At 71.0% G+C, this 22,701-nt stretch carries 23 protein-coding genes and 1 riboswitch; of the genes, 4 read left to right on the top strand and 19 right to left on the bottom strand.

Going from position 1 to position 22,701, the window contains the following annotated elements; translation table 11 throughout:
* Positions 1-154: 154 nt before the first annotated feature.
* The 9 genes from OO69_RS18535 to OO69_RS18495 form a co-directional block, all read right to left on the bottom strand.
* Positions 155-520 carry an MmcQ/YjbR family DNA-binding protein gene (locus OO69_RS18535; RefSeq protein ID WP_033281774.1) on the bottom strand — a complete coding sequence of 122 codons (366 nt, stop codon included), beginning with the start codon at positions 518-520 and terminating at the stop codon, positions 155-157.
* Between the two features lie 30 nt (positions 521-550).
* The gene (locus OO69_RS18530) at positions 551-1,162 is read right to left on the bottom strand and encodes a GNAT family N-acetyltransferase (protein ID WP_051801095.1); all 612 of its coding nucleotides are present in this window, start codon (positions 1,160-1,162) and stop codon (positions 551-553) included.
* A 14-nt stretch (positions 1,163-1,176) separates the two neighbouring features.
* Positions 1,177-1,761 (bottom strand): helix-turn-helix domain-containing protein, encoded by a 585-nt coding sequence (locus OO69_RS18525; protein WP_033281773.1) that lies wholly within the window; start codon positions 1,759-1,761, stop codon positions 1,177-1,179.
* Positions 1,762-1,796: 35 nt separating this feature from the next.
* The gene (locus OO69_RS18520; protein ID WP_033281772.1) at positions 1,797-2,699 is read right to left on the bottom strand and encodes a LysR family transcriptional regulator; all 903 of its coding nucleotides are present in this window, start codon (positions 2,697-2,699) and stop codon (positions 1,797-1,799) included.
* Positions 2,700-3,044: 345 nt separating this feature from the next.
* Positions 3,045-4,238, bottom strand: coding sequence for a glycine C-acetyltransferase (locus OO69_RS18515; protein WP_033281771.1), 1,194 nt, complete (start codon positions 4,236-4,238; stop codon positions 3,045-3,047).
* Positions 4,239-4,293: 55 nt separating this feature from the next.
* Positions 4,294-5,322 (bottom strand): L-threonine 3-dehydrogenase, encoded by a 1,029-nt coding sequence (gene tdh / locus OO69_RS18510; RefSeq protein ID WP_033281770.1) that lies wholly within the window; start codon positions 5,320-5,322, stop codon positions 4,294-4,296.
* A 153-nt stretch (positions 5,323-5,475) separates the two neighbouring features.
* A complete protein-coding gene (locus OO69_RS18505; protein ID WP_033281769.1) occupies positions 5,476-5,844 on the bottom strand; it encodes a YybH family protein in 369 nt (122 codons plus the stop codon).
* A 15-nt stretch (positions 5,845-5,859) separates the two neighbouring features.
* Positions 5,860-6,573: an SDR family NAD(P)-dependent oxidoreductase gene (locus OO69_RS18500; RefSeq protein WP_033281768.1), complete on the bottom strand. Its 714-nt coding sequence runs from the start codon at positions 6,571-6,573 to the stop codon at positions 5,860-5,862.
* 173 nt (positions 6,574-6,746) lie between these two features.
* Positions 6,747-7,667: a LysR family transcriptional regulator gene (locus OO69_RS18495; RefSeq protein WP_033281767.1), complete on the bottom strand. Its 921-nt coding sequence runs from the start codon at positions 7,665-7,667 to the stop codon at positions 6,747-6,749.
* A gap of 133 nt (positions 7,668-7,800) precedes the next feature.
* Between OO69_RS18495 and OO69_RS18490 the strand changes: the two genes are divergently transcribed.
* Entirely contained in the window at positions 7,801-8,094 is a 294-nt protein-coding gene (locus OO69_RS18490) for a muconolactone Delta-isomerase family protein (RefSeq protein WP_033281808.1), read from the top strand.
* Between the two features lie 30 nt (positions 8,095-8,124).
* Positions 8,125-9,351: a YbfB/YjiJ family MFS transporter gene (locus OO69_RS18485; RefSeq protein ID WP_199810976.1), complete on the top strand. Its 1,227-nt coding sequence runs from the start codon at positions 8,125-8,127 to the stop codon at positions 9,349-9,351.
* On the opposite strand, the gene OO69_RS18480 is transcribed toward OO69_RS18485, so the two are convergent.
* The 7 genes from OO69_RS18480 to OO69_RS18450 form a co-directional block, all read right to left on the bottom strand.
* Positions 9,352-9,960, bottom strand: coding sequence for a TetR/AcrR family transcriptional regulator (locus OO69_RS18480; RefSeq protein ID WP_033281766.1), 609 nt, complete (start codon positions 9,958-9,960; stop codon positions 9,352-9,354). It lies immediately after the preceding gene.
* 23 nt (positions 9,961-9,983) lie between these two features.
* Complete coding sequence (locus tag OO69_RS18475; RefSeq protein ID WP_033281765.1) at positions 9,984-10,559, bottom strand: GAF domain-containing protein; 576 nt, start codon at positions 10,557-10,559, stop codon at positions 9,984-9,986.
* 60 nt (positions 10,560-10,619) lie between these two features.
* A complete protein-coding gene (locus OO69_RS18470) occupies positions 10,620-11,237 on the bottom strand; it encodes a GTP-binding protein (protein ID WP_033281764.1) in 618 nt (205 codons plus the stop codon).
* Complete coding sequence (locus OO69_RS18465; RefSeq protein WP_033281763.1) at positions 11,215-11,586, bottom strand: DUF742 domain-containing protein; 372 nt, start codon at positions 11,584-11,586, stop codon at positions 11,215-11,217. The genes OO69_RS18470 and OO69_RS18465 overlap by 23 nt, the downstream gene beginning before the upstream one ends.
* A 2-nt stretch (positions 11,587-11,588) precedes the next feature.
* On the bottom strand, positions 11,589-12,023 hold the full coding sequence (locus OO69_RS18460) for a roadblock/LC7 domain-containing protein (RefSeq protein WP_019069670.1): 435 nt from the start codon (positions 12,021-12,023) through the stop codon (positions 11,589-11,591).
* A gap of 80 nt (positions 12,024-12,103) precedes the next feature.
* Entirely contained in the window at positions 12,104-14,317 is a 2,214-nt protein-coding gene (locus OO69_RS18455; RefSeq protein ID WP_106971062.1) for an ATP-binding protein, read from the bottom strand.
* Positions 14,318-14,746: 429 nt separating this feature from the next.
* Positions 14,747-15,949 (bottom strand): MBL fold metallo-hydrolase, encoded by a 1,203-nt coding sequence (locus OO69_RS18450; protein WP_033281762.1) that lies wholly within the window; start codon positions 15,947-15,949, stop codon positions 14,747-14,749.
* Positions 15,950-16,232: 283 nt separating this feature from the next.
* Here OO69_RS18450 and OO69_RS18445 point away from each other — a divergent pair, with 283 nt between their 5' ends.
* Entirely contained in the window at positions 16,233-17,411 is a 1,179-nt protein-coding gene (locus OO69_RS18445; protein WP_033281761.1) for a glutamate dehydrogenase, read from the top strand.
* Between the two features lie 61 nt (positions 17,412-17,472).
* Entirely contained in the window at positions 17,473-18,087 is a 615-nt protein-coding gene (locus tag OO69_RS18440) for a TetR/AcrR family transcriptional regulator (protein ID WP_078652468.1), read from the top strand.
* Positions 18,088-18,190: 103 nt separating this feature from the next.
* Here OO69_RS18440 and OO69_RS18435 read toward each other — a convergent pair whose 3' ends face one another.
* The 3 genes from OO69_RS18435 to OO69_RS18425 form a co-directional block, all read right to left on the bottom strand.
* Entirely contained in the window at positions 18,191-18,976 is a 786-nt protein-coding gene (locus tag OO69_RS18435; protein ID WP_033281759.1) for an SGNH/GDSL hydrolase family protein, read from the bottom strand.
* Positions 18,977-19,164: 188 nt separating this feature from the next.
* Entirely contained in the window at positions 19,165-20,103 is a 939-nt protein-coding gene (locus tag OO69_RS18430) for a M23 family metallopeptidase (protein WP_033281758.1), read from the bottom strand.
* 4 nt (positions 20,104-20,107) lie between these two features.
* Positions 20,108-20,270, bottom strand: a riboswitch (cyclic di-AMP (ydaO/yuaA leader).
* Positions 20,271-20,573: 303 nt separating this feature from the next.
* The gene (locus OO69_RS18425; RefSeq protein ID WP_033281757.1) at positions 20,574-22,646 is read right to left on the bottom strand and encodes an alpha-galactosidase; all 2,073 of its coding nucleotides are present in this window, start codon (positions 22,644-22,646) and stop codon (positions 20,574-20,576) included.
* Between the last annotated feature and the right edge of the window lie 55 nt (positions 22,647-22,701).

The raw sequence follows: 22,701 nt of genomic DNA, 5'->3' as shown, positions 1-22,701 counted from the left end.
CTCCCTCCCCCGACCGCCGCCCCCGTAGCGCCCCGCCGGTGCTCATGACATCCCGCTGAGAATCGTCGCGGTGGGAGCCGGATCCCCCTCCGTCCCGGCTCCCACTCCCGCCTTCGGATGATGCCACGCGCCACTGACAACGCCCGAGGGAATTTCAGTCGCCGGACCCGGACGGGAGGCCCAACTCGGGGTAGGCGTCCAGGAGTCGGGGCGGGGCCGCCTGGCGCCAGGAGTCGGCGAGGATGTCACGGAGTTCGTCCTCGCTGTCCAGTGCGGAGAGGCGGGCCCGGACCCAGGCGAAGCCGGCCTCGTGGTCGGCGACCCAGAACTTCTCCGGCTCCGCCAGGACCAGTTCGTCGCGCTCCTCCTTGGGGCAGCGCACGGCGATGGAGGTCTCCTCCTCGGGCACGGTGACGAACATCTTTCCGGCGACCCGGAAGGTGGGCATGTTCCAGGCGATCTTCTCCGTCGTGTCCGGGAGGGAGAGGGCGATACGTCGTACGTCTTCGGCATCCGGCATGACTCGCAAGATAGCGGCTGCCACTGACAATCACCTGGTGGGAGTACCTGCCCCCAAGTCCGCCCCCGCGTCCACCCTTGTGTCCACCCCTGCGTCCGCCCCGGCTCCCGTTCCCGCTGCCCCTCCCCCGCCCACCCGCTTGTAGTAGAGCGTCGTCGGCCGCAGCACCCCGGCCGGGCTGGCCGCGTAGTCCGGGATCACGCCGGCCCGGGTCCAGCCGGCCGAGCGGTACAGGTGCTCGGCGGGGCTGTCGGTCTCCGTGTCGAGGTGGAGGAGGGTGATGCCGGCGGCGACGGCCGCGTCCTCGGCGACGGTCAGGAGCCGACGGCCGAGGCCCTCTCCCTTCGCCTCCCTGTGCACCATCAGCTTGACCAACTCGGCGCGATGGCGGCTGTTGGGCTTGCCGGGGAAGGCCAGGCTCACCGTGCCGACGACCCGGTCGCCGCGCAGCGCCACCCACACGGCGAGTTGCCCGGCGGCGACACCGTCGGCACGCTCCCGCCACCAGTCGACGGCGGCCGCCCGGCCGAGCGGCGCGAGGAACCCGATCGAGGCGCCGTCGTCCACGGTGTCGGCCAGCAGGTCGGCCAACTCATCGACGGCAGAGAGCAGTTGGGGCGCGTCCAGGCCCCGCACAATCACCTTCGCATCCACCTTCACGGCAACACCACCGCCAATACGTAACGCACGTCGTCAGGCCCTGCGCACCGGAACCGCGTCGGCCCCCACACCCGCAACCGCAGACAGTCCCCGGCGTCGAGGTGATGCTCGACGTCCTGGGCCGTGACGTCGAGGGCGCCTTCCAGGACCCAGATGTGCTGTTCCAGACCGGGCACGGGCGGCCGGTCGTAAGCGAGGTCGGCGCCCGCGCGGAGCCGCCCCTCGACGAGTTCGCCGCGCAGCCCGGTGTGCGGGGGCGACACGGATCGCCGAACGAAACCGGAGGCGCGGTCCTCCCACACCGGTTGCTCGGCGGCGCGGACCAGCAGGGCGGGTTCGGCCTCCACCTCGCTGAGGAGTTGGGACATCGTGCGGCCGTAGACACCGCAGAGGCGGTTGAGGAGGGAGGCGGTGGGGCTGATCTCGGCGCGTTCGGCACGGGAGAGGGTCGAACGGCTCACCCCGCTCCGCTCCGCCAACTCGCCCAGGGACCAGCCGTGTTGGGCGCGCAGCTCGGCGAGCCGGGCGCCGAGTCTGACGTCCACCGGGTCGAAGGTCGCGACCGCTTCCTCGGATCTCATATCCGGGACGGTATCCCGGATATGAGACGGCGAGGTTACGTCCGGGCCACTTCTTCCAGCGCGTCCAGCACCGGGCGGATCAGCGGGTGCTCCTCCGTGCCGCGTCGTACGGCGGCGAAGACCCGACGGGTCGGGGCCACCCCGTCGACGGGCCGGACGACGACTCCGGTCAGGTCCATGCCGCGGAGCGCCGAGCGGGGGACGAGGGCCACGCCCGCGTCGGCCGAGGCGAGGGCGACGACGGCGCGGAAGTCGTCGGAGGAGTGTTCGAGACGGGGCTGGAATCCGGCGTTCTCGCAGGCCAGGACGACGACCTCGTGGCAGGGGTTGCCGGGGTACGGTCCGATCCACGAGTCCTTGGCCAGCTCGGCGAGGGGGACCTCGTCGGCGTCCGCGAGGCGGTGGGCGACCGGGACGACCGCGTCGAACGGCTCGGCGTAGAGCGGGAGATGGGTCAGCCGCGGGTCGTCGGCGGGCGGCGCCCCGCGGTACTCGACGGCGACCGCGACATCCACCTGCCGGTCCAGCACCATCGGCAGACTGGCGTCGCCCTCGGCGTCCTGGACGCGGATGCGGATGCCGGGCGCGAGGCGTGCGAGACGGGTCACCGCGGGCGCTACGACCTGTGCGATACCGGTCGCGAACGCGGCGACGGTGACGGTCCCGGCCGCGCCGGAACTGTACGCGGCGAGCTCCGCCTCGGCCCGCTCCAGCTGGGCCAGGACCACGTTGGTGTGACTGAGCAGAATCTCCCCGGCCGGCGTCAGCCGCACCCCCTTGGCCCCGCGCTCGACCAGCCGGTGCCCGGTCTCCTGCTCCAGCGCCGCAAGCTGCTGCGACACCGCCGAGGGCGTCAGATACAACGCGGCGGCCGCCGCCGTCACGGTGCGGTGGTCGGCCACCGCACGGAGGATATGGAGCCGCCGCGCTTCGATCATGCGACCGATTATCGCAATATGTCCGAGGGGTCGGACGACCGTGGGGCGGTTGTGGGGCGAGGTACGGGTCTGGAGCCGGGTGCGGCAGTGGGGGCGGGATCGGAGTCCAGATCGGGAGCGGCGTCGGAGTCTGGGCCCCGTCGGGGGCGAGGTCCGGGGCCCGGTCCGGGTCAGGTTGGGGGCGAAGTCTGGGCTCGGTCCGCTTCGGGCGCGGGACCCGGGGGCCCAGTCCGAGTCCGAGTCGATCGGATCAGCCTTCCAGCTCAGCCCACCGACTCCACCCTCAACCCCAACCTCCGCCCTGCTGCCCTCCACCTCAGCCCGCAGGCCTCGCCCCCCCGCCTCTCACCCCTCCAACTCAGCCCGCGCAGCGACAAACGCCTCCACCGCCCGATTCACATCCCCCGTCGAATGCGCAGCCGACAACTGCACCCGAATCCGGGCAGCCCCCTGCGGCACCACCGGATACGAGAAACCGATCACATACACCCCCCGCTCCAACAGCAGCTCGGCCATCCGCCCCGCCACCGCCGCGTCGCCGATCATCACGGGCGCGATCGCATGGTCGCCGGGGAGAACATCGAACCCCTCCTCGGTCATCCTCCGGCGGAACAACGCCGTGTTCTCACGGAGTTGGACCCGCAGATCGTCCGCGGACTCCAGCAGGTCGAGCACCTTGAGCGACGCCGCGGCGATCACCGGAGCCAGCGTGTTCGAGAAGAGGTACGGCCGGGACCGCTGGCGCAGCAGCGCGACGATCTCCGCGCGGGCGGCGACATAACCGCCGGAGGCGCCGCCCAGGGCCTTGCCGAGCGTGCCGGTGATGATGTCGACGCGGTCCATGACGCCGTGGAGTTCGGGGGTGCCGCGGCCGCCGGGACCGACGAAACCGACGGCGTGGGAGTCGTCGACCATGACCATCGCGTCGTAGCGGTCGGCGAGGTCGCAGATGTCGCGGAGCGGGGCGACGTAACCGTCCATGGAGAAGACACCGTCGGTGACGATCAGCTTCCTGCGCGCACCCGACGCCTCCTTCAACTGCGCTTCCAGATCGGCCATGTCGCGGTTGGCATAGCGCAGGCGGCGGGCCTTGGAGAGGCGGATGCCGTCGATGATCGAGGCGTGGTTGAGCGCGTCGGAGATGACCGCGTCCTCCGGGCCCAACAGGGTTTCGAAGACACCGCCGTTGGCGTCGAAGCAGGAGGAGTAGAGGATCGTGTCCTCCTGGCCGAGGAACGCGGAGAGGCGTGCCTCCAGCTCCTTGTGGACCTCCTGCGTGCCGCAGATGAAGCGCACGGACGCCATGCCGTAGCCCCAGCGGTCGAGGGCCGCGTGGGCGGCGGCGACGACCTCGGGGTGGTCGGCGAGGCCCAGGTAGTTGTTGGCGCAGAAGTTGAGGACCTCGCCGGGACGCCCGCCCGCGGTGACGTTCACCGTCGCGGACTGCGGCGAGCCGATCACGCGCTCGGGCTTGTGGAGTCCGGCGGCGCGGATCTCGTCGAGGGTGGTGCGGAGGTCGTCGCGCACGGAGTCGAACATGGGGGAAGCTCCTAAAGTTCCTTCACCGAAAGGGAGTTACGCGGTCCAGCGGGAGTTACGCGGTCCAGTCCAGGATGACCTTGCCGCCCTTGCCGCTCGCCGCGTCCGCGAACGCCGCCTCGAAGTCACGGTGTCCGTACCGGCCGGTGATCACGGGCGCGAGGTCCAGACCGCCCTCCAGCAGGACCGACATCGCGTACCACGTCTCGAACATCTCACGGCCGTAGATGCCCTTGATGGTGAGCATCGAGGTGACGACGCGGGACCAGTCGACCGGGAACTCCTCGGCGGGCAGGCCCAGCATGGCGATCCGGCCGCCGTGCGTCATGTTGGCGATCATGTCGCGCATGGCCTCGGGGCGGCCGGACATCTCCAGGCCGATGTCGAAGCCCTCGCGCAGGCCCAACTCCCGCTGCCCGTCCGCGATCTGAGCGTCCGTCACGTTCAACGCGAGGCTCACGCCTATCTTGCGGGCCAGGGCGAGCCGCTCCTCGCTCACGTCCGTCACTACGACGTTCCGCGCACCGGCGTGCCGCGCAACTGCCGCCGCCATCAAGCCGATCGGGCCCGCACCGGTGATCAGTACGTCCTCCCCGACGAGCGGAAAGGACAGCGCGGTGTGCACGGCGTTGCCGAACGGGTCGAAGATCGCGGCGACATCGAGGTCGACGGGCACGCGGTGCACCCACACATTGGCGGCGGGCAGCACGACGTACTCCGCGAAGGCCCCGTCCCTGCCGACACCGAGCCCGACTGTCGCCCGGCACAGATGGCGGCGCCCGGCCTGGCAGTTGCGGCACTTGCCGCACACCAAGTGGCCCTCGCCGCTAACCAGTTCACCGACGGCGATGTCGGCGACGTCCCGACCCGTCTCCACGACCTCGCCCACGAACTCGTGGCCGAGCACCAGCGACGTACGGATCGTCTGCCGCGCCCACCCGTCCCAGTTCCGGATGTGCAGATCGGTGCCGCAGATCCCGGTCCGCAGGACCTTGATCAGCACGTCGCCGGTTCCGACGGCGGGCTCCGGAACGTCCGCGAGCCACAGCCCGGGCTCCGCCTTCTCCTTGACCAGCGCCTTCAACGCAACGGCTCCTGAGGGTGAGGTCCCGGGCGCGGGCACGCCGAACGAGCCCGTTCCGGGGGTGGGGTGGATTCTGTTAGCAATCTGCCCCACCGGAGCGCCCGGGTCCATCGAGGTTTTCTTAAGCCGTGCCGCAGCTTTCCTTCACAGCTGTCAGAGCCGCGACACCTGGTAGTGGGCGATGGACCATCCCTCCGCCACCCGCTTCACCAGCACCGCGAGCTTCACGTCGACCGGCGGCCGGTCCGCGAACGTGAACTCCGTGTCCAGATAACCGAGTACGAGGCCGTCGGCGTACCGCCGGGTCTCGACGATCTCGAACTCGGCCTTCATCCCCGGGGGTTGGGAGTCGTAGTAATCGGCGATCCCCTTCCGGCCGACGCTGTACGGGTGCAGCCCTTGGAAGATCGCGTCCTCGGTGAAGAGCCGGGCCACCTCCTCCGGTTCGTGGGCGTCCACGGCCGCTTTCCAGGGGTCCAGGACACCGCGCAGGACGAGTTCGTCGTCGTTCGTGCTGTTCATCTCCGTCGACCTTTCTCAGTGACCGGCGCTCATACCGCCGTCGACATGCAGGATCTCGCCGGTGACGAAGGGGGCGTTCTCCAAAAACACCACGGCGTCGACGATGTCGCTCACCTCGCCCATCCGGCCCACCGGGTGCAGTCCGGCGAGGCCCTCGTGGGTCTCCTCCGGGTGCATCGGCGTCTTGATGGTGCCCGGCGACACGGCGTTGGCGCGGATGCCGCGCGTGGCGTACTCGATGGCGAGGGACTTGGTCGCGGACTGCAGCCCGCCCTTGGTCAGCGAGGCCAGGGCGGAGGGGACGCGGGCGTCGGCGTTGTCGACCAGGCTCGTGGTGACGTTGACGATGTGGCCGCCGCCCTGGGCGAGCATGTGCCCGATGGCCAGCTGGGTGATCCGGAAGAACCCGGTCATGTTGATGCCGAGCACGGACGCGTAGTCGTCGGCCGTGTAGTCGGTGAACGGCTTGGCGACGAAGACGCCCGCGTTGTTGACCAGCGTGTCGACGCGGCCGAACCGCTCGACCGCGGCGGCGACGACCCGCTCGGCGGTCGCCGGGTCCGCGATGTCGCCCTGGACGGTCAGCACGTCCCTGTCGTCGGCCGGGGCGATGGTGCGCGAGGTGGCGACGACGGCGTAACCGAGCTTGCGGTACGCGTCGACGACGCCGGCTCCGATGCCCTGCGAGGCACCGGTGACGATCGCGACCTTCTGGGTCTGAGTGCTCATGACGACCTTCTCCGAAGTAGTGGCTGAGGTGCTTCCGGTCGACCGTTCCTTACTAGCCGACCGGTCGCCTATCCCAGAAGCTAGACGCCCCGGAGAGGTGAAAGCAAAGGTCAGACGGGGTTTACCCAGGACCGGAATCCTCGCTACTGGGAGGCCTGGCCTCCCACTCCACGTCAGCGGTGCGGGTCGCCCTCGGGCAGCCAGGCGTCGGGGGCGCGGAGCCCGAGGTCGCCGACGCCGTCACAGAGCGCGTCCACGGCCGCGAGCACCGACGTCCGGGTCTCGCCCTCGCGCCACACCAGCGACCAGGTCCAGTGGACGGTCGGCCCGACGATCTCGCGGCGCACCAGGTCGGACGGCAGTGAAGTGGTCTGTCCCTTGGGCGAGTTGACGACCGGACGACGGCTGCGGCGCACGTGGTCGAAGAACGCGGGGCCGGTGATCCCGCCGTCGGAGATGGGCACGACCTGTGCCCCGGTGTCATGCGCGAGCCGCTCGGCGTAGACGTTCCAGGACGACCAGGAATTGGTGTCGTCGTCGAGGAGCACGGTGGTGTCCCGAGCCCGCACGTCCCCGGTGTCGGTACCCGGGGACACCGCGTACAGCCGGTCCGCGCCGAGCAGCCGGGCCCGCAGCCCGTGCCGCTTCAGGTCCTCGTCCCGTACCCAGCACACGGCGAGGTCCAGGCTGCCGTCCGCGACCCGGGCGGCCTGCGTGTGCGAGGGTGCGACCCATGCGTCGACGTGCACCTGTGCCACCCCGGCGGTACGCGAAGTCAGGTCCGCGGGAAGCCAGTTGACGTAGCCGAGCCGGACCGCCTCCGAACCCGCGAGCCGCCCGGCCCGGCTCCTGAGGTCGTCGGCGCGCTCCAGCAGGGCGCGGGTGTGCGGGAGCAGCGCGGCGCCTGCCGGGGTGAGGGAGACCGAGCGGCGGTCGCGGTCGAAGAGCCGTACGCCCAGATCGCGTTCGAGGGCCTTGATCTGTTGGGAGAGGGACGGACCGGCGATCAGGAGGCGGTCGGCGGCCCGGCCGAAGTTCAGCTCCTCGGCGACGGCGACGAAGTACCTCAGTTGGCGCAGCTCCACGTCCGTCATGCTACGCGCGCTGGGAGGCCGAGCCTCTCAGCAGGGAGCGAGCCTGTCGTGGCGCCCGGGCCGGTCACGGGCCACGATGAAGGCACAGAGACCTGACCCCCTGCCGTGCGGGCCCGAACGGAGCGAGATCATGCTGCGAGAGTTCCTGGTCGAGATCACCACCACGATCCCCGAGGGCACCCCTCAGGAGGAGGTCGCCCGGCGCCGCGCCGCAGAGGCCGTCCGCGCCCGCGAACTGGCGGCGACCGGCCATCTGGCCCGGCTGTGGCGCCCGGTCGGCGAACTGCGCAGCGTCGGCGTCTGGCGCGCCGCCGACGAGGAGGAACTCCACGCGAAGGTGCTCGGCACCCTGCCCCTGCACGCGTGGATGACCTTCGCCGTCACCCCGCTCGAACCGCACCCGAACGACCCGGGCTACACGGAGTAACTCGCCCTACCCGTAAGGGACTTCACCACCATGAGCCGCAACGCCCCGGTCCCCGCACCCCGGGCGGAAGGCCCCCTGCTCTCCCCCTGGACGCACGTCACGCGGGTCGCCGCGGCCCTCGCGGCGGGCATGGGCGTCGGCCGCTTCGTCTACACCCCGATCCTCCCGCTGATGCACACCCAGGCGGGGCTCTCCACCGCCGCCGGCGCCCACCTGGCCACCGCCAACTACGTCGGCTACCTCCTCGGCGCCCTCGCCGGCACCCTGATCCCCGCCCTGGTCCGCTCCCGCGCGGTCCTGCGCGGCTCGTTCGTCCTGCTGATCGGCACACTGGCCGCGATGCCCACCACGCACAGCACCACGGCATGGATCGCGCTGCGGCTACTGGCAGGGGTGGCAAGCGCGCTGATCTTCGTGGTCGCGGTCAGCTCACTCCTCGGCCGTCTGCGCAACCACCCTGCAGACATGCCCGGTTGGGGCTTCGGCGGCGTAGGCGCGGGCATCGCGCTCTCCGGCCTACTGGTCCTCACCCTGCGCTCCGTCGCGGACTGGCAGGTCGCGTGGTGGTCCTCGGCCGCACTCGCCACAGCACTCGCGGCGGCCGCGTGGAATCTGCGGCCCGAGATCCCGCCCGCGCCCTCAACTAGCGCCCCTGACAGGGTGGTTGACCCCTGGTTCGGCGCGCTGTTCGTGAGCTACACCCTGGAGGGCGTCGGCTACATCGTCGCCGGTACCTTCCTGGTCGCCGCGATCGGACAGAGCTCCCCCGGCTGGATCGGCAGCGGCGCATGGGTACTCGTAGGCCTGGCCGCCGTACCGTCCTCCGCGCTGTGGGCACGGCTCGGGCGCCGTTGGTCGCGGCCCGGGCTGCTGTGCGGGGCGCTGATGATCCAGGCGGTCGGCATCGCGCTGCCCGCGCTGGTCGGCGGGGTGGCGGCGGCCCTGGTCTCGGCGCTGCTGTTCGGGGCGACCTTCATCGGCGTGAGCACGCTCGCCCTGGCAACCGGCGCGGAGCTGCAATTCCCGCGCTCCGTGGCCCTGTTGACCGCCGGCTACTCCGTCGGCCAGATCCTCGGCCCCCTCGCCGTAGCCCCGCTCCTGCACGACGGCTACCGCCCGGCCCTGCTCCTGGCCGCCGCGGTGGTCCTCGCCGCGGCCGTCGCGGCCGCCGTCCTGCGGACCGGCTTCCCGCACCGTCAAACGGTGGCGCCACGGCACTCCGCGCCCGCCCGGGACGTACGGACCGCCGGTCGCTGATCAGGCGGTACGGGCCCCGAGCAGCGCCAGGCAGTTGGCCCAAAGGGGGCTCAGACGCCCGGTGTTGTTGTAGAGCTTCGCGAACAGCACCTGGCCCTCCAACTGCGCGACGACCGAACGCGCCGCCTCCCGGGGGTCGTTGACGGTGACCTGCCCGCGCTCACGCGCCTCGTCGACGACCGCGGCGACCATCTCGACCTGGGCGTCGAAGATCTCCTGCAGCCGCGCGCGAACGGCCTCGGTCTGGTTGCTCATCTCCAGACTGAGGTTGCCGAACAGACAGCCCAGCACGGTGCCGCAGCCCTGCTGCACGGCGTGCTGCCCGGCCTCGGTCTCCTCGAACAACTGCCGTAGCCGGTCCAGCGGTTGAGCACCGCCGGTCTCCCCGCTCAGGATGCGCGTCCACTCCCGGCGCTGGTCCGCCCAGTGCTCGTCGACGACGGCCAGCGCGAGGGCCTCCTTCGACGCGTAGAAGTAGTAGAAGCTGCCCTTCGGCACCCCGGCCGCCTTGCAGATCTCGGCCACCCCCAGCGCCGAGTAACCGCGCGCCTCGAAGAGCGACCTCCCGGCGGCGAGGATCTTCTCTCCGGCATCACTGGTCCTGCCCATACGGCAACTATACGACCGGTCGGCTATCCCCCGCCGAGCAGTTCGAGCCGGGCCACCAGCTCCGCAGCCGTCGACTTGATCGTCTCCAGACCCGGCTTCCCCCACGGCCGCGGCTCCGTGTCGACGACACACACGGTGCCCAGCACCATCCCCGTGGAGTCGATGAGCGGCGCCCCCAGATAGGAACGGATCCCGAACTCGTCGACGACCGGATTGCCCGCGAACCGCGGGTAGTCGCAGACGTCCTCCAACACCAGCGCCTTACGTCTGACCACCACATGGGGGCAGAACCCATAATCACGCGCCAACTGCCGTCCCACCTCGGGCTTGGCGTGCTCCCCTCCCGTGACGGGCCGGGGCAGTCCGACACCGCCCGGAGTGTGCAGGCCGGCGAAGAACTGCCGGTTCTCGTCGATGAAGTTGACCATGGCGTACGGCGCCCCGGTCAGGTCGGCGAGATGGTCGGCGAAGGCGTCGAGTGCCGGGTCCGGGTGTGACCCCAGGCCCAACCCCCGCAGCCGACGCCGCCGTTGAGGGGCCTCCTTGTCCTCGGGCGTGAGCAGCAGACGACCGGCCGGACGCGGCGGGTCGTAGCTCATGGGCGAACTCCGTCCGTGTGGACGTATGACATAGAGGAACTCCGTGGCGGTGTGCGGGGATCACATGTGGGCACCATGGCTCGGCGCGTGTGCCGGGGCGTGGGCGATGAGATGGCGGACGAGGGTCAGCAGGGTCTGGACACCGGAACTGGAGATCCGCGCGTCGCAGCGGACGACCGGGATCCCGGGGTCGAGGTCTATGGCGGCACGCACCTCCTCGGGGTCGTAGCGGTAGGAGCCGTCGAACTCGTTGATCGCGACGATGAAGCCGAGGCCGCGCTGTTCGAAGAAGTCGACGGCCGCGAAGCACTCCTCCAGGCGGCGGGTGTCGGCGAGGATCACCGCGCCGAGGGCGCCTTCGGACAGCTCGTCCCACATGAACCAGAACCGCTCCTGTCCGGGCGTACCGAACAGATAGAGCACGTGTTCCGGGTCGAGGGTGATCCGGCCGAAGTCCATCGCCACGGTCGTCTCGACCTTGTTCTCGATGCCCTCGAGATCGTCGGTCGCGGCACTGACCGTGGTGAGCAGCTCCTCCGTGCTGAGCGGCGCGATCTCGCTCACCGCGCCGACGAAGGTCGTCTTGCCGACGCCGAAGCCGCCCGCCACCAGGATCTTCAGTGCGGTGGGGAAGGGGTCGTGGCCGCTCTCGTAGTCAGAGCTGTCGTCGTAGTCCATCGAGCACTGCCTCCAGAAGAGACCGGTCAGTGGGGTTGTGGTGGAACTCGGGTGGCTTGGTGGTCAGCGCCCCGCAGTCGACGAGGTCCGACAGCAGCACCTTGGTGACCGCGGCCGGCAGCTTCAGGTGGGCGGCGACCTCGGCGACCGAGACGGGCGCGCGGCACAGGTCGAGCGCCTGCGCGTGCTCGGGTCCGAGGTAGCCGAGGGGGGTGGCTCCGGTGGCCATCACCTGCGACAGGAGGTCGAGTGCGACGGAGGGCCGGGTACGGCCGTTGCTGACCGTGAAGGGGCGCACCAGACGTCCGGCCGCGTCGTCCAACCAAGGCCCGTCGCCGGCCGTCGCCACGCTCAAGGCCTCATCGCAGGGGATTCGACGGCGTGCTGCCGGGGGGCGGTCACGAGGTAGGGGCGCACGCTCTTGACCAGCATCGCCATCTCGTAGCCGAGGACGGCCGCGTCGGCCTCGCGGCCGGCGAGCACGGCGAGACAGGTGCCGGAGCCGGCCGTGGTGACGAAGAGGAGGGTCGAGTCGAGTTCGACGACGACCTGCCGGACGTCTCCGCCGTCACCGAAGCGGACGCCCGCGCTCCGGCCGAGGGAGTACAGCCCGGAGGCCAGGGCGGCCATGTGGTCGGCGCTGTCGGGGTCGAGCCCGTGAACCGACTTCACGAGCCCGTCGCAGGAGAGCAGGACCGCGCTGGTGGTGTGCGGTACGCGCTGCACGAGGCCGCTCATCAGCCAGTCGAGATCGGATACATGGCCGGTCGGCGCGTCGCTCGCCATGGTGGATCGACTCCTTGGGGTACGAAGGTCTGCGGGAGCGCTGGTGGGGGTGGTGCCAGTGGGGGTGGGGGCCTGCGTGGTCATCCGGCTGATGCGCTCCCGTCGTGCCGGGCGGTGAAGTCGTGGTCGTGGCCGAGCACATGCGCGTGCGCCTCGGCTATGGGGGCCGCGTCCATGTGGGGGGCGAGGGTGAAGTGGTCCGTGCCCGTCTCCGGTGTCGTGGGCTGAGTGGTGTAGCGATGCAGCGCGGTGTCCATGTAGCCGGAGCCCATGTGTGTTGCCGACATGTGCGGTTGCTCCTGCTCCACGGCGGACGGTTCCGGGGCGGACGGGTCCGCGTGGAGCGCGTTCATGTAGAGACCGCCCGTGTGGACCTCGCCGGTGTAGACCTGGCCTGTGGACACGAACTCCGGGCGGGCCGAGTCCACGTCCGAAGCCTCCACCTGCGGCCCCTCCCTATGCGGCGACTCCATGACCTGGCGCGCCTCCCTGTGTGGTGAAGCCACCTCGGTCGCCTCCACCGACTCGGCCGCCTCCATGTGCTGCCGCGCCTCCGCGAGACCGATCCCCCGCTGGAAGGCGGCCATCAGGCCCGGGTCGTGGCCCGCGGGGTCGTCGGAGTCCTGGCGCGGTGTCGGGCCGTCGCGGAGTTGGGGGGCGATGTGTTCCTGGGCGCGGCGCCGGGGCAGCTGGGGCGGCTTGCCCATGGTGCCGCGTACCGCTCCGCCGCGCGGGACGGTCGGTGCGGTCACGTTCTCGGCCACGGTCCCCCGGTCGTCGGCACGGATGCCGGGCACCGCCTCCGAGGGGTTGGCCCGTTCCGCGTGGGCGCCACGCACGGGCAACGGCACCGGTCCGCCGCCGTTCGGCCCCACGACGGCGGACGGTACGGAGTCCCGTCGCTGATGCCGCCCCGGTGACCCGGCCTCGCGCTGGTGCCGCCCCGGTGCGCCTTGACCGACGGCGTGTTGACCACCGCCCTCGGTCCCACCCGGCGCCCCACCCTGAGGAAGCTGCTGCGGCGGAACGAGCGGCTGCCCCCCGCCCAAGGTGTCCTGCGGCTGCCCTACGGCCCCGGGGGCGCCCGGCGCCGTACCCAACAGGGCCTGGGGCACCACGAGTACGGCCTGCACCCCGCCGTAGATGTTGGTCTGCAGGCGGACGTGGATGCCGTGGCGGCGGGCGAGCTGGGAGACCACGAACAGGCCGATGCGGCCGTCGGCCAGCAGGCTGGCGACGTTGACCTGGTCGGGGTCGGTCAGCAGGGCGTTCATCCGGCTCTGTTCGCCGGCGGGCATGCCGAGTCCGCGGTCCTCGACCTCGACGGCGAGGCCCGAGGTCACGAGGTTGACGCGGAGCAGCACTTGGGTGTGCGGGGCGGAGAACACCGTGGCGTTCTCGACGAGTTCGGCCAGCAGGTGGATCACGTCGGCGACGGCGTGGCCGCGCAGGGTGCCGTCGATCGGCGGCACGAGTTTGACGCGGGAGTACTGCTCGACCTCGGCGATGGCGGAGCGCAGCACCTCGGTCATGGAGACCGGGTTGCTCCACTGTCTGCGGGAGACGGCGCCGCCGAGGACGGCGAGGTTCTCGGCGTGGCGGCGGATGCGGGTGGCGAGGTGGTCGACGTGGAAGAGGCCCTTGAGCAGGTCGGGGTCCTCGATCTCGTTCTCCAGCTCGTCGAGGATGGAGATCTCCCGGTGCACCAGCGACTGCAGGCGCCGGGCGAGATTGACGAAGACCTCGACCTTCTGTTCGCTGCCCGCCTGGCTGGAGAGCTGGGCGGCCGCGACGACGGCGGTGACCGCGCCGTCGTGCGCGTGTGCCAGGTCGGCGGCAAGGAGGTCGAAGTCGTCGGCGTCCCCGGGGGGCTTGGCGCGCGGCTTGCGCGGGGGCGGGCCCTCGCCGCGGCGCAGCGCCTCGACCAGGTCGCGCAGATCGGCCTCGCCGCGCGCGCTGCTGCGGCGCAGGGCTCCGATGCGGTCGCTGACGGAACTCGCGGCACGGCCCGCGGCGACGGCGGCGATCAGGATGCCCGCGAACGTCACCGACGTCGCTCCGGCGAGGACGCCCCAGAGGGTGAGGCTGGTCCGCGCTCCGGTGGAACGGACGGTGAACAGGACGGCCGCGCTGGCGCTCAGCGCGACCGCGACGGGCGGCAGCACGGCGAGGCGCAGGAGTTGGGGGCGTATGTGCGTCTCGGGCAGTGCGGGCACGGGTCGGGCGGCCGGTCGCCCGTGCCGGCCGCCCTCACGGCGGTCTGCGCGGGCGGCCGGTGCACGGAGTTGAGACATCGGCGTCCTCGTACTGGTGCGTCGGACCGGTTGGTTCGCGCGGGGTGCGCGATTCGGGCATACGCCATCGCGGTGCCGGTCGAGAGAGCCGAACAATTCGGCCCCGCGTCGCCCGACGGACACTGACAGTAGTCGTCAACGCATCAGGTGCGGTGGGCAGTTGACAAACTCCCACAGGGAGCGTCCCGCTCTGGTATGAGGCCTCGCACGGCAGACCGATAACCCTCTCGACGGCATGCCGAAGAAGGACAAAGAATCGATCGCGCCTGATCGGAACCGGTCACGAACAGGCGTCAGGGGCCGGGGGGGTTCGCTACCCCCCCGGCCCCTGACATTCATCTCTCACCCACCCGCGGCCGAGCCGCAGGGGTGGTTTCCGGGAGCCCGGCCGCCCTCAGCCGCACCCCTGAACATCACGCAGTGTGTCGGTCAGCGCTCGTTCGCGAGGTCCAGTTCCGCCGGGGCGGTCGTCGGCCTCGGTTCCGTCTCCACCGGCTTCGGGGTCCGCCAGGGGTGCTCGATCGTCCCCCCGAAGGGCCGCCACCACCGGTCCGTCGTCAGCGCGCCGCCCGGTTCGAACGGCTCGCCCGGCGTCGGTGTGGCCACGGCCTGGCCGACCGCCTCACCCTCGTCCGCGGTCCACTCGCCGGGCTCGGCCCACGCGTGCAGCGCCAGATTGAACGTGCCCCAGTGGATCGGCAGCAGCACCCCGTGCGGCTGCCCGCCCTGGAGGTCGAGGTGGGCGCGCATGCCCTCCTCGGGTGTCATGTGGATGTCGGGCCAGAACTCGCTGTACGCGCCGATCTGGATCATCGTGGCGTCGAACGGGCCGTGCGCGGCGCCGATGTCCTTGAAGCCCTCGAAGTAGCCGGTGTCGCCGCTGTGGTAGATCCGGTGCTCCTCACCGGCGACCACCCAGGAGGCCCAGAGGGTGTGCTGGGTGTTGCGCAGGCCGCGGCCGCAGAAGTGCCGGGCCGGGGTGGCGGTCAGGGTGAGGCCGCCGACCCGGGTCTCCTCGTGCCAGTCCAGCTCGCGCAGCCGGTCGGCGGACACGCCCCAGTGCTCCAGATGCGCGCCGACGCCCAGCGGCACGGCGAACAGGGTGTCCGTGTCGGCCAGCGCCTTGATCGTCGGCATGTCCAGGTGGTCGTAGTGGTCGTGCGAGATCACCACGACGTCGACCGGACCGAGCGCGGCGATCGGCAGGGGCGCCGGGTGCAGCCGCTTGGGTCCGGCGAACGGGAACGGGGAGCAGCGCTCGCCCCAGACCGGGTCGAAGAGCACCCGGTGGCCGTCGATCTCCGCGAGCACGCTGGAGTGACCCATCCAGGTCAGCCGCAGGCCGGTCGCGGCGGGCCTGGACAGGTCCGCGAGGGTGGTGGCGTGCACGGGCAGGGTGCCGGTGGGGGCGCGGCGGGCGCGCTGCTCCTTGTCGAGGTAGGACTTCCCCATCCCGCGCACCGCGCCGGCGGACGGGCCGGAGTTCGTCATGCCCCCGGGGTTCTGGAAGACCCCGTCCTTGAAGTGGGGCGATCTGCGGATGCGCGCCAGGCGCTCGCCGCTCGGCTCCGCGCCGAAGGCATCAGGCTGCAGCGCGCGGAGCCCGGAGCTCAGCGTACGGAATCCGGTCACGATGCCTCCAGGTCGGGTCGGTCAGGCTTTCCATTATGGTCGACCCCTCTGACAACGCCGACGCATCGGCGTCACCGGGGCCGGTTTCCAAGGAAAGACCAAAGTTCCGCGCCGGAGGTCGACACCGCGGGACGGCCTCGCGCCTCCGTTGACAGGAGGCGGCAGCACTTCCGATACTGACTCGCTGTTCAGTACCCGCCGTTCAGTACCCGCCGTCCGGCACGGGCTCCCGTACGCGTCCTGTCCGTACTCGCCCTGTCGGCCGGCGCCCCGAGGAGCCCCTATGACCGCCCCCTTGATGTCGATCACCTGGACCGACCACGTCACCGGCCGCCAAGGCTTCCTGGTCGTCGACCGGCTGGTGCGCGGGGTGTCCAGCGGCGGACTGCGGATGCGGCCGGGCTGCACGCTCGACGAGGTGGCGGGGCTGGCCCGGGGCATGACCATGAAAGAGGCGCTCCACTACGACCCGGCGGGCCGGTACATCCCCCTGGGCGGCGCCAAGGGCGGCATCGACTGCGATCCCCAGGACCCGGCGTCGTACGGCGTCCTCGTGCGCTACCTGCGTGCCATGCGGCCGTACATCGAGAGCTTCTGGACGACGGGTGAGGATCTCGGGCTCACCCAGGACCTGGTCGACCGGGCCGCCGCGGAGGCGGGGCTCGTGTCGTCGATCCAGGCCGTCTATCCGCTGCTCGACGACGAGACGGAGGCGCGGCGGCGGCTCGCGGACGCCTTCGCGGTCGAGGTGGACGGCATCGGGCTCGACGAGCTGGTCGGCGGCTGCGGGGTCGCCGAGTCGGTGCTCGCGGCGCTGGACCGCGCGGGCGTGCCGTACGCGGGGACACGGGTCGCCGTACAGGGGCTGGGCACGATGGGCGGGGCCACGGCACGGTTCCTCACGCGCGCGGGGCTGTCGATCGTCGCCGTCGCCGACATCAAGGGCACGATCGCGAACCCGGCCGGGCTGGACATCGACGCGCTGCTCGCGGCCCGGGACGCCTACGGCACCGTGGACCGCGCCGTACTGCGCCCCGGCGACCTCGAACTCCCCGGCGAGGACTGGCTGTCCGTGGCGGCGGAGGTACTGGTCCCGGCGGCGGTGTCGTACGCGATCGACACCACGAACCAGCAAGGGATCACCGCCCGCTGGATCGTCGAGGCGGCGAACATGCCCGTACTGCCTGAGGCGGAGGAACTGCTCTCCGCGCGCGGGGTCACCGTTCTCCCGGACGTGGTCGTGAACTCCGGGACGAACGCCTGGTGGTGGTGGACCCTCTTCGGGGACATCGGCGCCGACGCGGACGAGGCCTTCGCCCACACCCGGCGTTCGATGCGCGCCCTGATCGACCTGATGCTGGCCCGCGCGGAGGCCGACGGCACGACACCGCGCGCCGCCGCGCACGCCATCGTCGCCGACCGGCTGCCGGTCATCGCGGAACGGTTCGGCTGGTACCGGTGAGGTACGGGTACCGGTGACGTACGGGACATCACCTCTACGGGCGACGGATTAGGGTGATCGCGTGGCGAGAGTGCGGTTGAGCGTGACGGAGCGGCGGGCCGAGTTGCTGCGGGCCGCCGTCGAGCAGATCGAGGCGCGGGGCGTGGCGGCGGTCAGGATCGCCGACGTGGCCTCGGCGCTCGGCGTGAGCAACGCGCTGGTGCTCTATCACTTCTCGACCAAGGAGAAACTGGTCGCCGCCGCCTTCACCTTCGCCGCCGAGGACGACCTCGCGCACCTCCACAAGCTCCTGGGCCGCCGTACGACCGCGCTGCGCAGGCTGCGGGCCGCGGTGCGCTGGTACGCGCCGACCGGGCAGGCCAAGGGCTGGCGGCTGTGGATCGAGGGCTGGGCGGCGGCCCTGCGCGAACCCGCCCTCCTGGACGTCACCCGCGATCTCGACCGGCGGTGGAAACAGGCGCTCGCGGAGGTCGTCGCCGAGGGAGTGACCGCGGGCGAGTTCCACTGCCCTGACCCGGCCACCACCGCCCTGCGCCTCACGGCCCTCCTGGACGGCCTCGCCGTACAGATGACGGCGTACGCGGGAGCGGTGTCGCGGGCGCGGGCCCTGGAGTGGGTCGACGAGGCGCTGGCACGGGAACTCGGCCTGGAGCGGGCGGCGTTGACCGCTCCCTGAGCCGTTCCCTCAAAAGCCGCCTCTTCGAGGAGACGCCTCCCGAAAGAGCCGCCTCTCCGAGGGGGCACCTCCGCACCCGGCACCCCGTTGCCCCGCCACCCCGTCAGGCCACCCGCTCGATCCGCATCTTGATGTCGTCCGGCGACAGCGCGCCCTTCGCCTCGACGTGGTCCCCGGAGGACTCGCCGCGCAGTCGGCGCCCGATCCACGGCACCAGGTACTCGCGCGCCCAGTGCACGTCGTCGCGCCGGACGTCGAGCGTGCCGCGCGGCGGCAGCGGGGGCCAGGGCTGGTCCGGGTCGGCCGGGACCTCGACACCGAGGACCTGGCCGGCGCGGAGCGCCACGCGCGTGTGCCCCTCGGGAGAGAGGTGGAGCCGGTCGCCGTCCCAGGCCCGCCGGTCCTGGACCGTCTTCAGGGACCACAGGTCGAGCACCGGGCAGCCGTACCGGTCGGCGATGGCCCGCACATGTCCGTTGTAGGTGGCGATCTTGCCGCGCAGATGCTTGAGCACGGGCACGCCGCGGGTGTCGAAGCCGGTCGTCACCATGACGGTGCCGACGGCCGCGGTGAGGTCGGCGACCGCGCGCTCGAAGCGCTCGGCGACCTCGTCGGGGTCGGTGCCCGGACGGATGATGTCGTTGCCGCCCGCGGCCAGGGAGACCAGGTCGGGCCCGATCTCCTTGGCCCGGGTGAGCTGGTCGGACACGATCTGGTCGAGCAGCTTCCCGCGCACGGCCAGGTTCGTGTACTCGAAGTCGCCCTCGGGCCGCCGGTCCGCGAGCAGTACCGCGAACCGGTCGGCCCAGCCGACCATCGCCCCGTCGGGCCCTGGGTCGCCGACGCCCTCGGTGAAGCTGTCCCCCAGCGCCACGTACGACCCGATCACTGATCTGTTGTCACTCTTCGAATCGTTAGCCACGGCAACCATAATTCACCCTGGGCTGTGACCTACGCGATCGTATTTAGGGGTTGACGGGCGGTGATATAAGCCACTTGTAAAGGGTTGTCCAAAGTCGGAATAACCCTCTGATCAGGTGTGTTGACCCCGGAACTGCTCTGCGCCGGGCTCCGGTGTCAGCCGACGGTGACGCCGTGCGAGCGGAGGTAGGCGACCGGGTCGACGTCCGAGCCGTAGTACGGCGTGGTCCGGATCTCGAAGTGCAGGTGCGGGCCGGTCACGTTGCCGGTCGCGCCGGAGAGGCCTATCTGCTGGCCCTCGGTCACGGTCTGGCCGGCCGAGACGGACAGCTGCGACATGTGGGCGTACTGCGAGTACTCGCCGTCCGCGTGCCGGATGACGACCTCGTTGCCGTACGCGCCGTCGTAGGCCGCCGAGACGACCGTGCCCGCGGCGACCGCCTTGACGGTGGTGCCGGTCGGGACGACGAAGTCGACGCCCGTGTGGTAGCCGCTGGACCACATGCTGCCGGCGACGTGGTAGCCGGTGCCGATGGTGCCGCCGGTCACGGGGAGGGTGTAACCGGAGGAAGTGCTGGTGCTGTCGTCGCTCTGCGAGGCCGACGCGCTCTTCGAGGAGGAGGACGACGAGGACGAAGTGCCGGACGACGTGGACGAGTTGGACGACTTGCTCGCGCCCGTCTCACTGGTCCCGCCCGTCGAGGCCTTCTCACCGAGGGAGAGCTTCAGGCCCGGGTGGATCAGCGACGGGTCGCTGCCGATGGCCTCGCGGTTGTCCTGGTAGAGCTTCTTCCAGCCGCCGGTGACGTCCTGCTCCTCGGCGATCTTCGCGAGCCAGTCGCCCGACCGCACCGAATACGTCTTGACGCCCGAGGACTTCGAGACGGTCTTCGCGGTCGCCTTCTCCGTGACCGTCTTCTCGGCCGCCGGAACGGACTGAACCGCCTTTTCCGGAGCGGAAGTCGTGGTCGCGGCATGGGCACCGGTGGCTCCCATGAGCGGAAGGGCGAGCGCGGCTCCGCCGGTTCCGGCCACGGCCATCGAACGAGAGAGTCGCTGGGACTTCGGGCGGCGGTGCTTACCCTTCGCGGGCATGACGAATTCCTCTCCGGCGCCTGCGAGGTGAGCTGTCGGGTGCGGGCTGGAGATGCCCGGCCGCGCGCTGGTCGCGGCTAAACCCCAAGCCCGTTCCGGAGACCGGAACAGGCGTCGTACCTGTGGGTCCCCCGCTCCTGCCGCGTACGGGTGGGTGTGTGCGGAGTCCGGTCGGCGGCAGGATTGGGCGTCCGTCCGGATTGGTGGCGAACGTAAGCGAGGAAGACGCAAAGGGACAAGCAGGAGGTTCCACGGATTTGCGTTCCTTGTGTTTCCCTGTGGGAATTCACAGTCACCCTCCGTGAATTCCCACAGGTCTCAGCCCCTCAATTCCCCTGCAAAAGCACGTCAATTACGTGAACATGACGAACGACGCACGGTCACGAATATGACGCTGCTCACGTGCACAACTCTCAGGTTCCTTTATTCCAGAGCGAGTTGGCACGAAGGCTGCAATTAGGACAGAGGGATCAGATGCGACGCAGGCGGATAACCGTCGCATCGAGGTCACCGCGCAGCCCGGTGCGCAGTCCGTGGTGCAACAGGACGGCACCCCGGTGGACTTCGCCCGTTTCGAGGCATTCGTACGACGCTGTCGGGTCGAGCCCGCGCAGCCGGAGCGTCGGCAGCGGCTCGCCGTAGTGCTGCGACTGGAGCAGGGCGAGGACGACGGTCTCGTCGCCGCGGACGTACTGCACGGCGCTCAGTCCGCCGCGCGGCGGGCGCAGCCGGTGGAGGTCGCCGTGCTGCACGAGCGGCCGGATCTCCTTGTAGAGGTCGACCCAGCGGCGGGCCTCGGCGAGTTCCTCCTCGGTCCACTCAGAGAGGTCGCCGCCGACTCCGAGGACCCCGGACATGGCGCTCACGAACCGGAAACGCAGGCTGCTGACCCGGTCGTTGAGCTGGGTGTTCGGGCTGTCGGTGACCCAGGCGGCCATCACGCGCGCGGGGTGGATCTGGCTGAAGCCGTGCTGGATGGCGAGCCGGTCGAGCGGGTCGGTGTTGTCCGAGGTCCACACCTGGTCCGTGCGGCTCATGATGCCGAGGTCGATCCGGCCGCCGCCGCCCGAGCAGGACTCGAAGGCCACCCCCGGGTGGGCCGCCCTCAGCCGGTCGAACAGGGCGTACAGCGCGCGCACATGGTCGACCCAGAGGCGCTGCGGATAGGGGTCACCCGGCCACCCGGCATCCGTGAAGCAGCGGTTGAAGTCCCACTTCACGTAGTCGATCGGGGCGCTGGAGAGCAGCCCGTCGAGCTGCTCCCAGAGGTACTCCTGGACGTCCTCGCGCGCGAGGTTCAGTACGAGCTGATTGCGGAACTCCGTCCGCTTTCGCCCCTCTTGGTACTGCACCCAGTCGGGGTGGGCGCGGTACAGGTCGCTGTCCGCGTTGACCATCTCGGGCTCGACCCAGATGCCGAACTGCATGCCCAGCGCGTGGACGCGGTCGGCGAGGGGCTTGAGCCCTGCGGGGAAGCGGTCCGGGTTCGGGGTCCAGTCTCCGAGTCCGGCACGGTCGCTCGTGCGCTTCCCGAACCAGCCGTCGTCGACCACGAAGAGCTCGACCCCGAGGGCCGCCGCGCGCTGCGCGAGCACCTCCTGCTGGTCCTCGGAGATGTCGAACTGGGTGGCCTCCCAGGAGTTGTAGAGCACCGGCCGGTCCTGGTCGGCGTCCGGGATGACGTACGTCCGCTGGTACGCGTGCCAGGTGCGGCTGGCGCCCCCGAAGCCGGCGTCGCTCCACAGGCCGGCGAAGACGGGGGTCGTGAAGGACTCCCCCGGCGCCAGGAGCAGCAGCCCGGAGTCGTCGTACCCGGCACCGCCGCCGATCTGCACGCGCGCGTCCGGGAGTTGGGCCACGGCGATCCGCCAGGACCCCGACCAGCCGAGGGCACAGCCGTAGACCTCGCCGCGCTCCTCGGTCGCGTCGGTGTCGAGGGCGACCCAGGGCAGGTGCTGGTGCCCGGTGTGGCCGCGCCGGCTGCCGATGACCTTCTCGCCGTAGGTGAGACCGGACCGCACCAGCCGCGACTCGGCGGCCCACCGCCCGTGCAGCTGCGACAGCTGCCACCCCTCCCGCTCGGGCAGCGTCCACACGGCGGAGTCGGCCCGCAGCAGTTCCAGGGCCTCATTCCCGTCGTTGTCGAGGCTCGTCCAGCGCTCTACGACGCCGCCGCGCGTCCGGTAGTGCAGCGTGATCGCGAGGCCGGCGTCCCGGAAGCGGAGGCGCAGTTCGTCGCTCTCGGTGTCGTACCGCTCGAAGGTCCACTCCGTGCCGCGGCGCTCGGGGGTGCGCACGGACAGGGCCGGGCGGGCGAAGCGGGGGCCGCCCTCGACGGGGTACTCCTCGCGGCCGTCGAGCGGGGACTCGAAGGAGGAGCCGACGGGCAGCGGGCGGGCGGCGAGCTCCTCGGCGTCGGCGAGCGCGATCGCGGGGCCCCAGTGCAGGTGGAGCAGCTCGTCGTCCTCGGTGAGATGGACGGCGTAACTGCTCGTGGGGCCCGACAGGACCCACGTACGGCCGTTCTCGGCGATCTCCAGCATCAGGCCCCTCACAGATTCGAACAAGTCCACTCAAGCAGCAACATCATCAATGGCC

This window comes from Streptomyces sp. NRRL F-525 (genome assembly GCF_000716605.1).
Lineage (GTDB): Bacteria > Actinomycetota > Actinomycetes > Streptomycetales > Streptomycetaceae > Streptomyces.
Note: the sequence above shows the minus strand (reverse complement) of the source record. Positions and strands in the feature narration are given on the sequence as shown.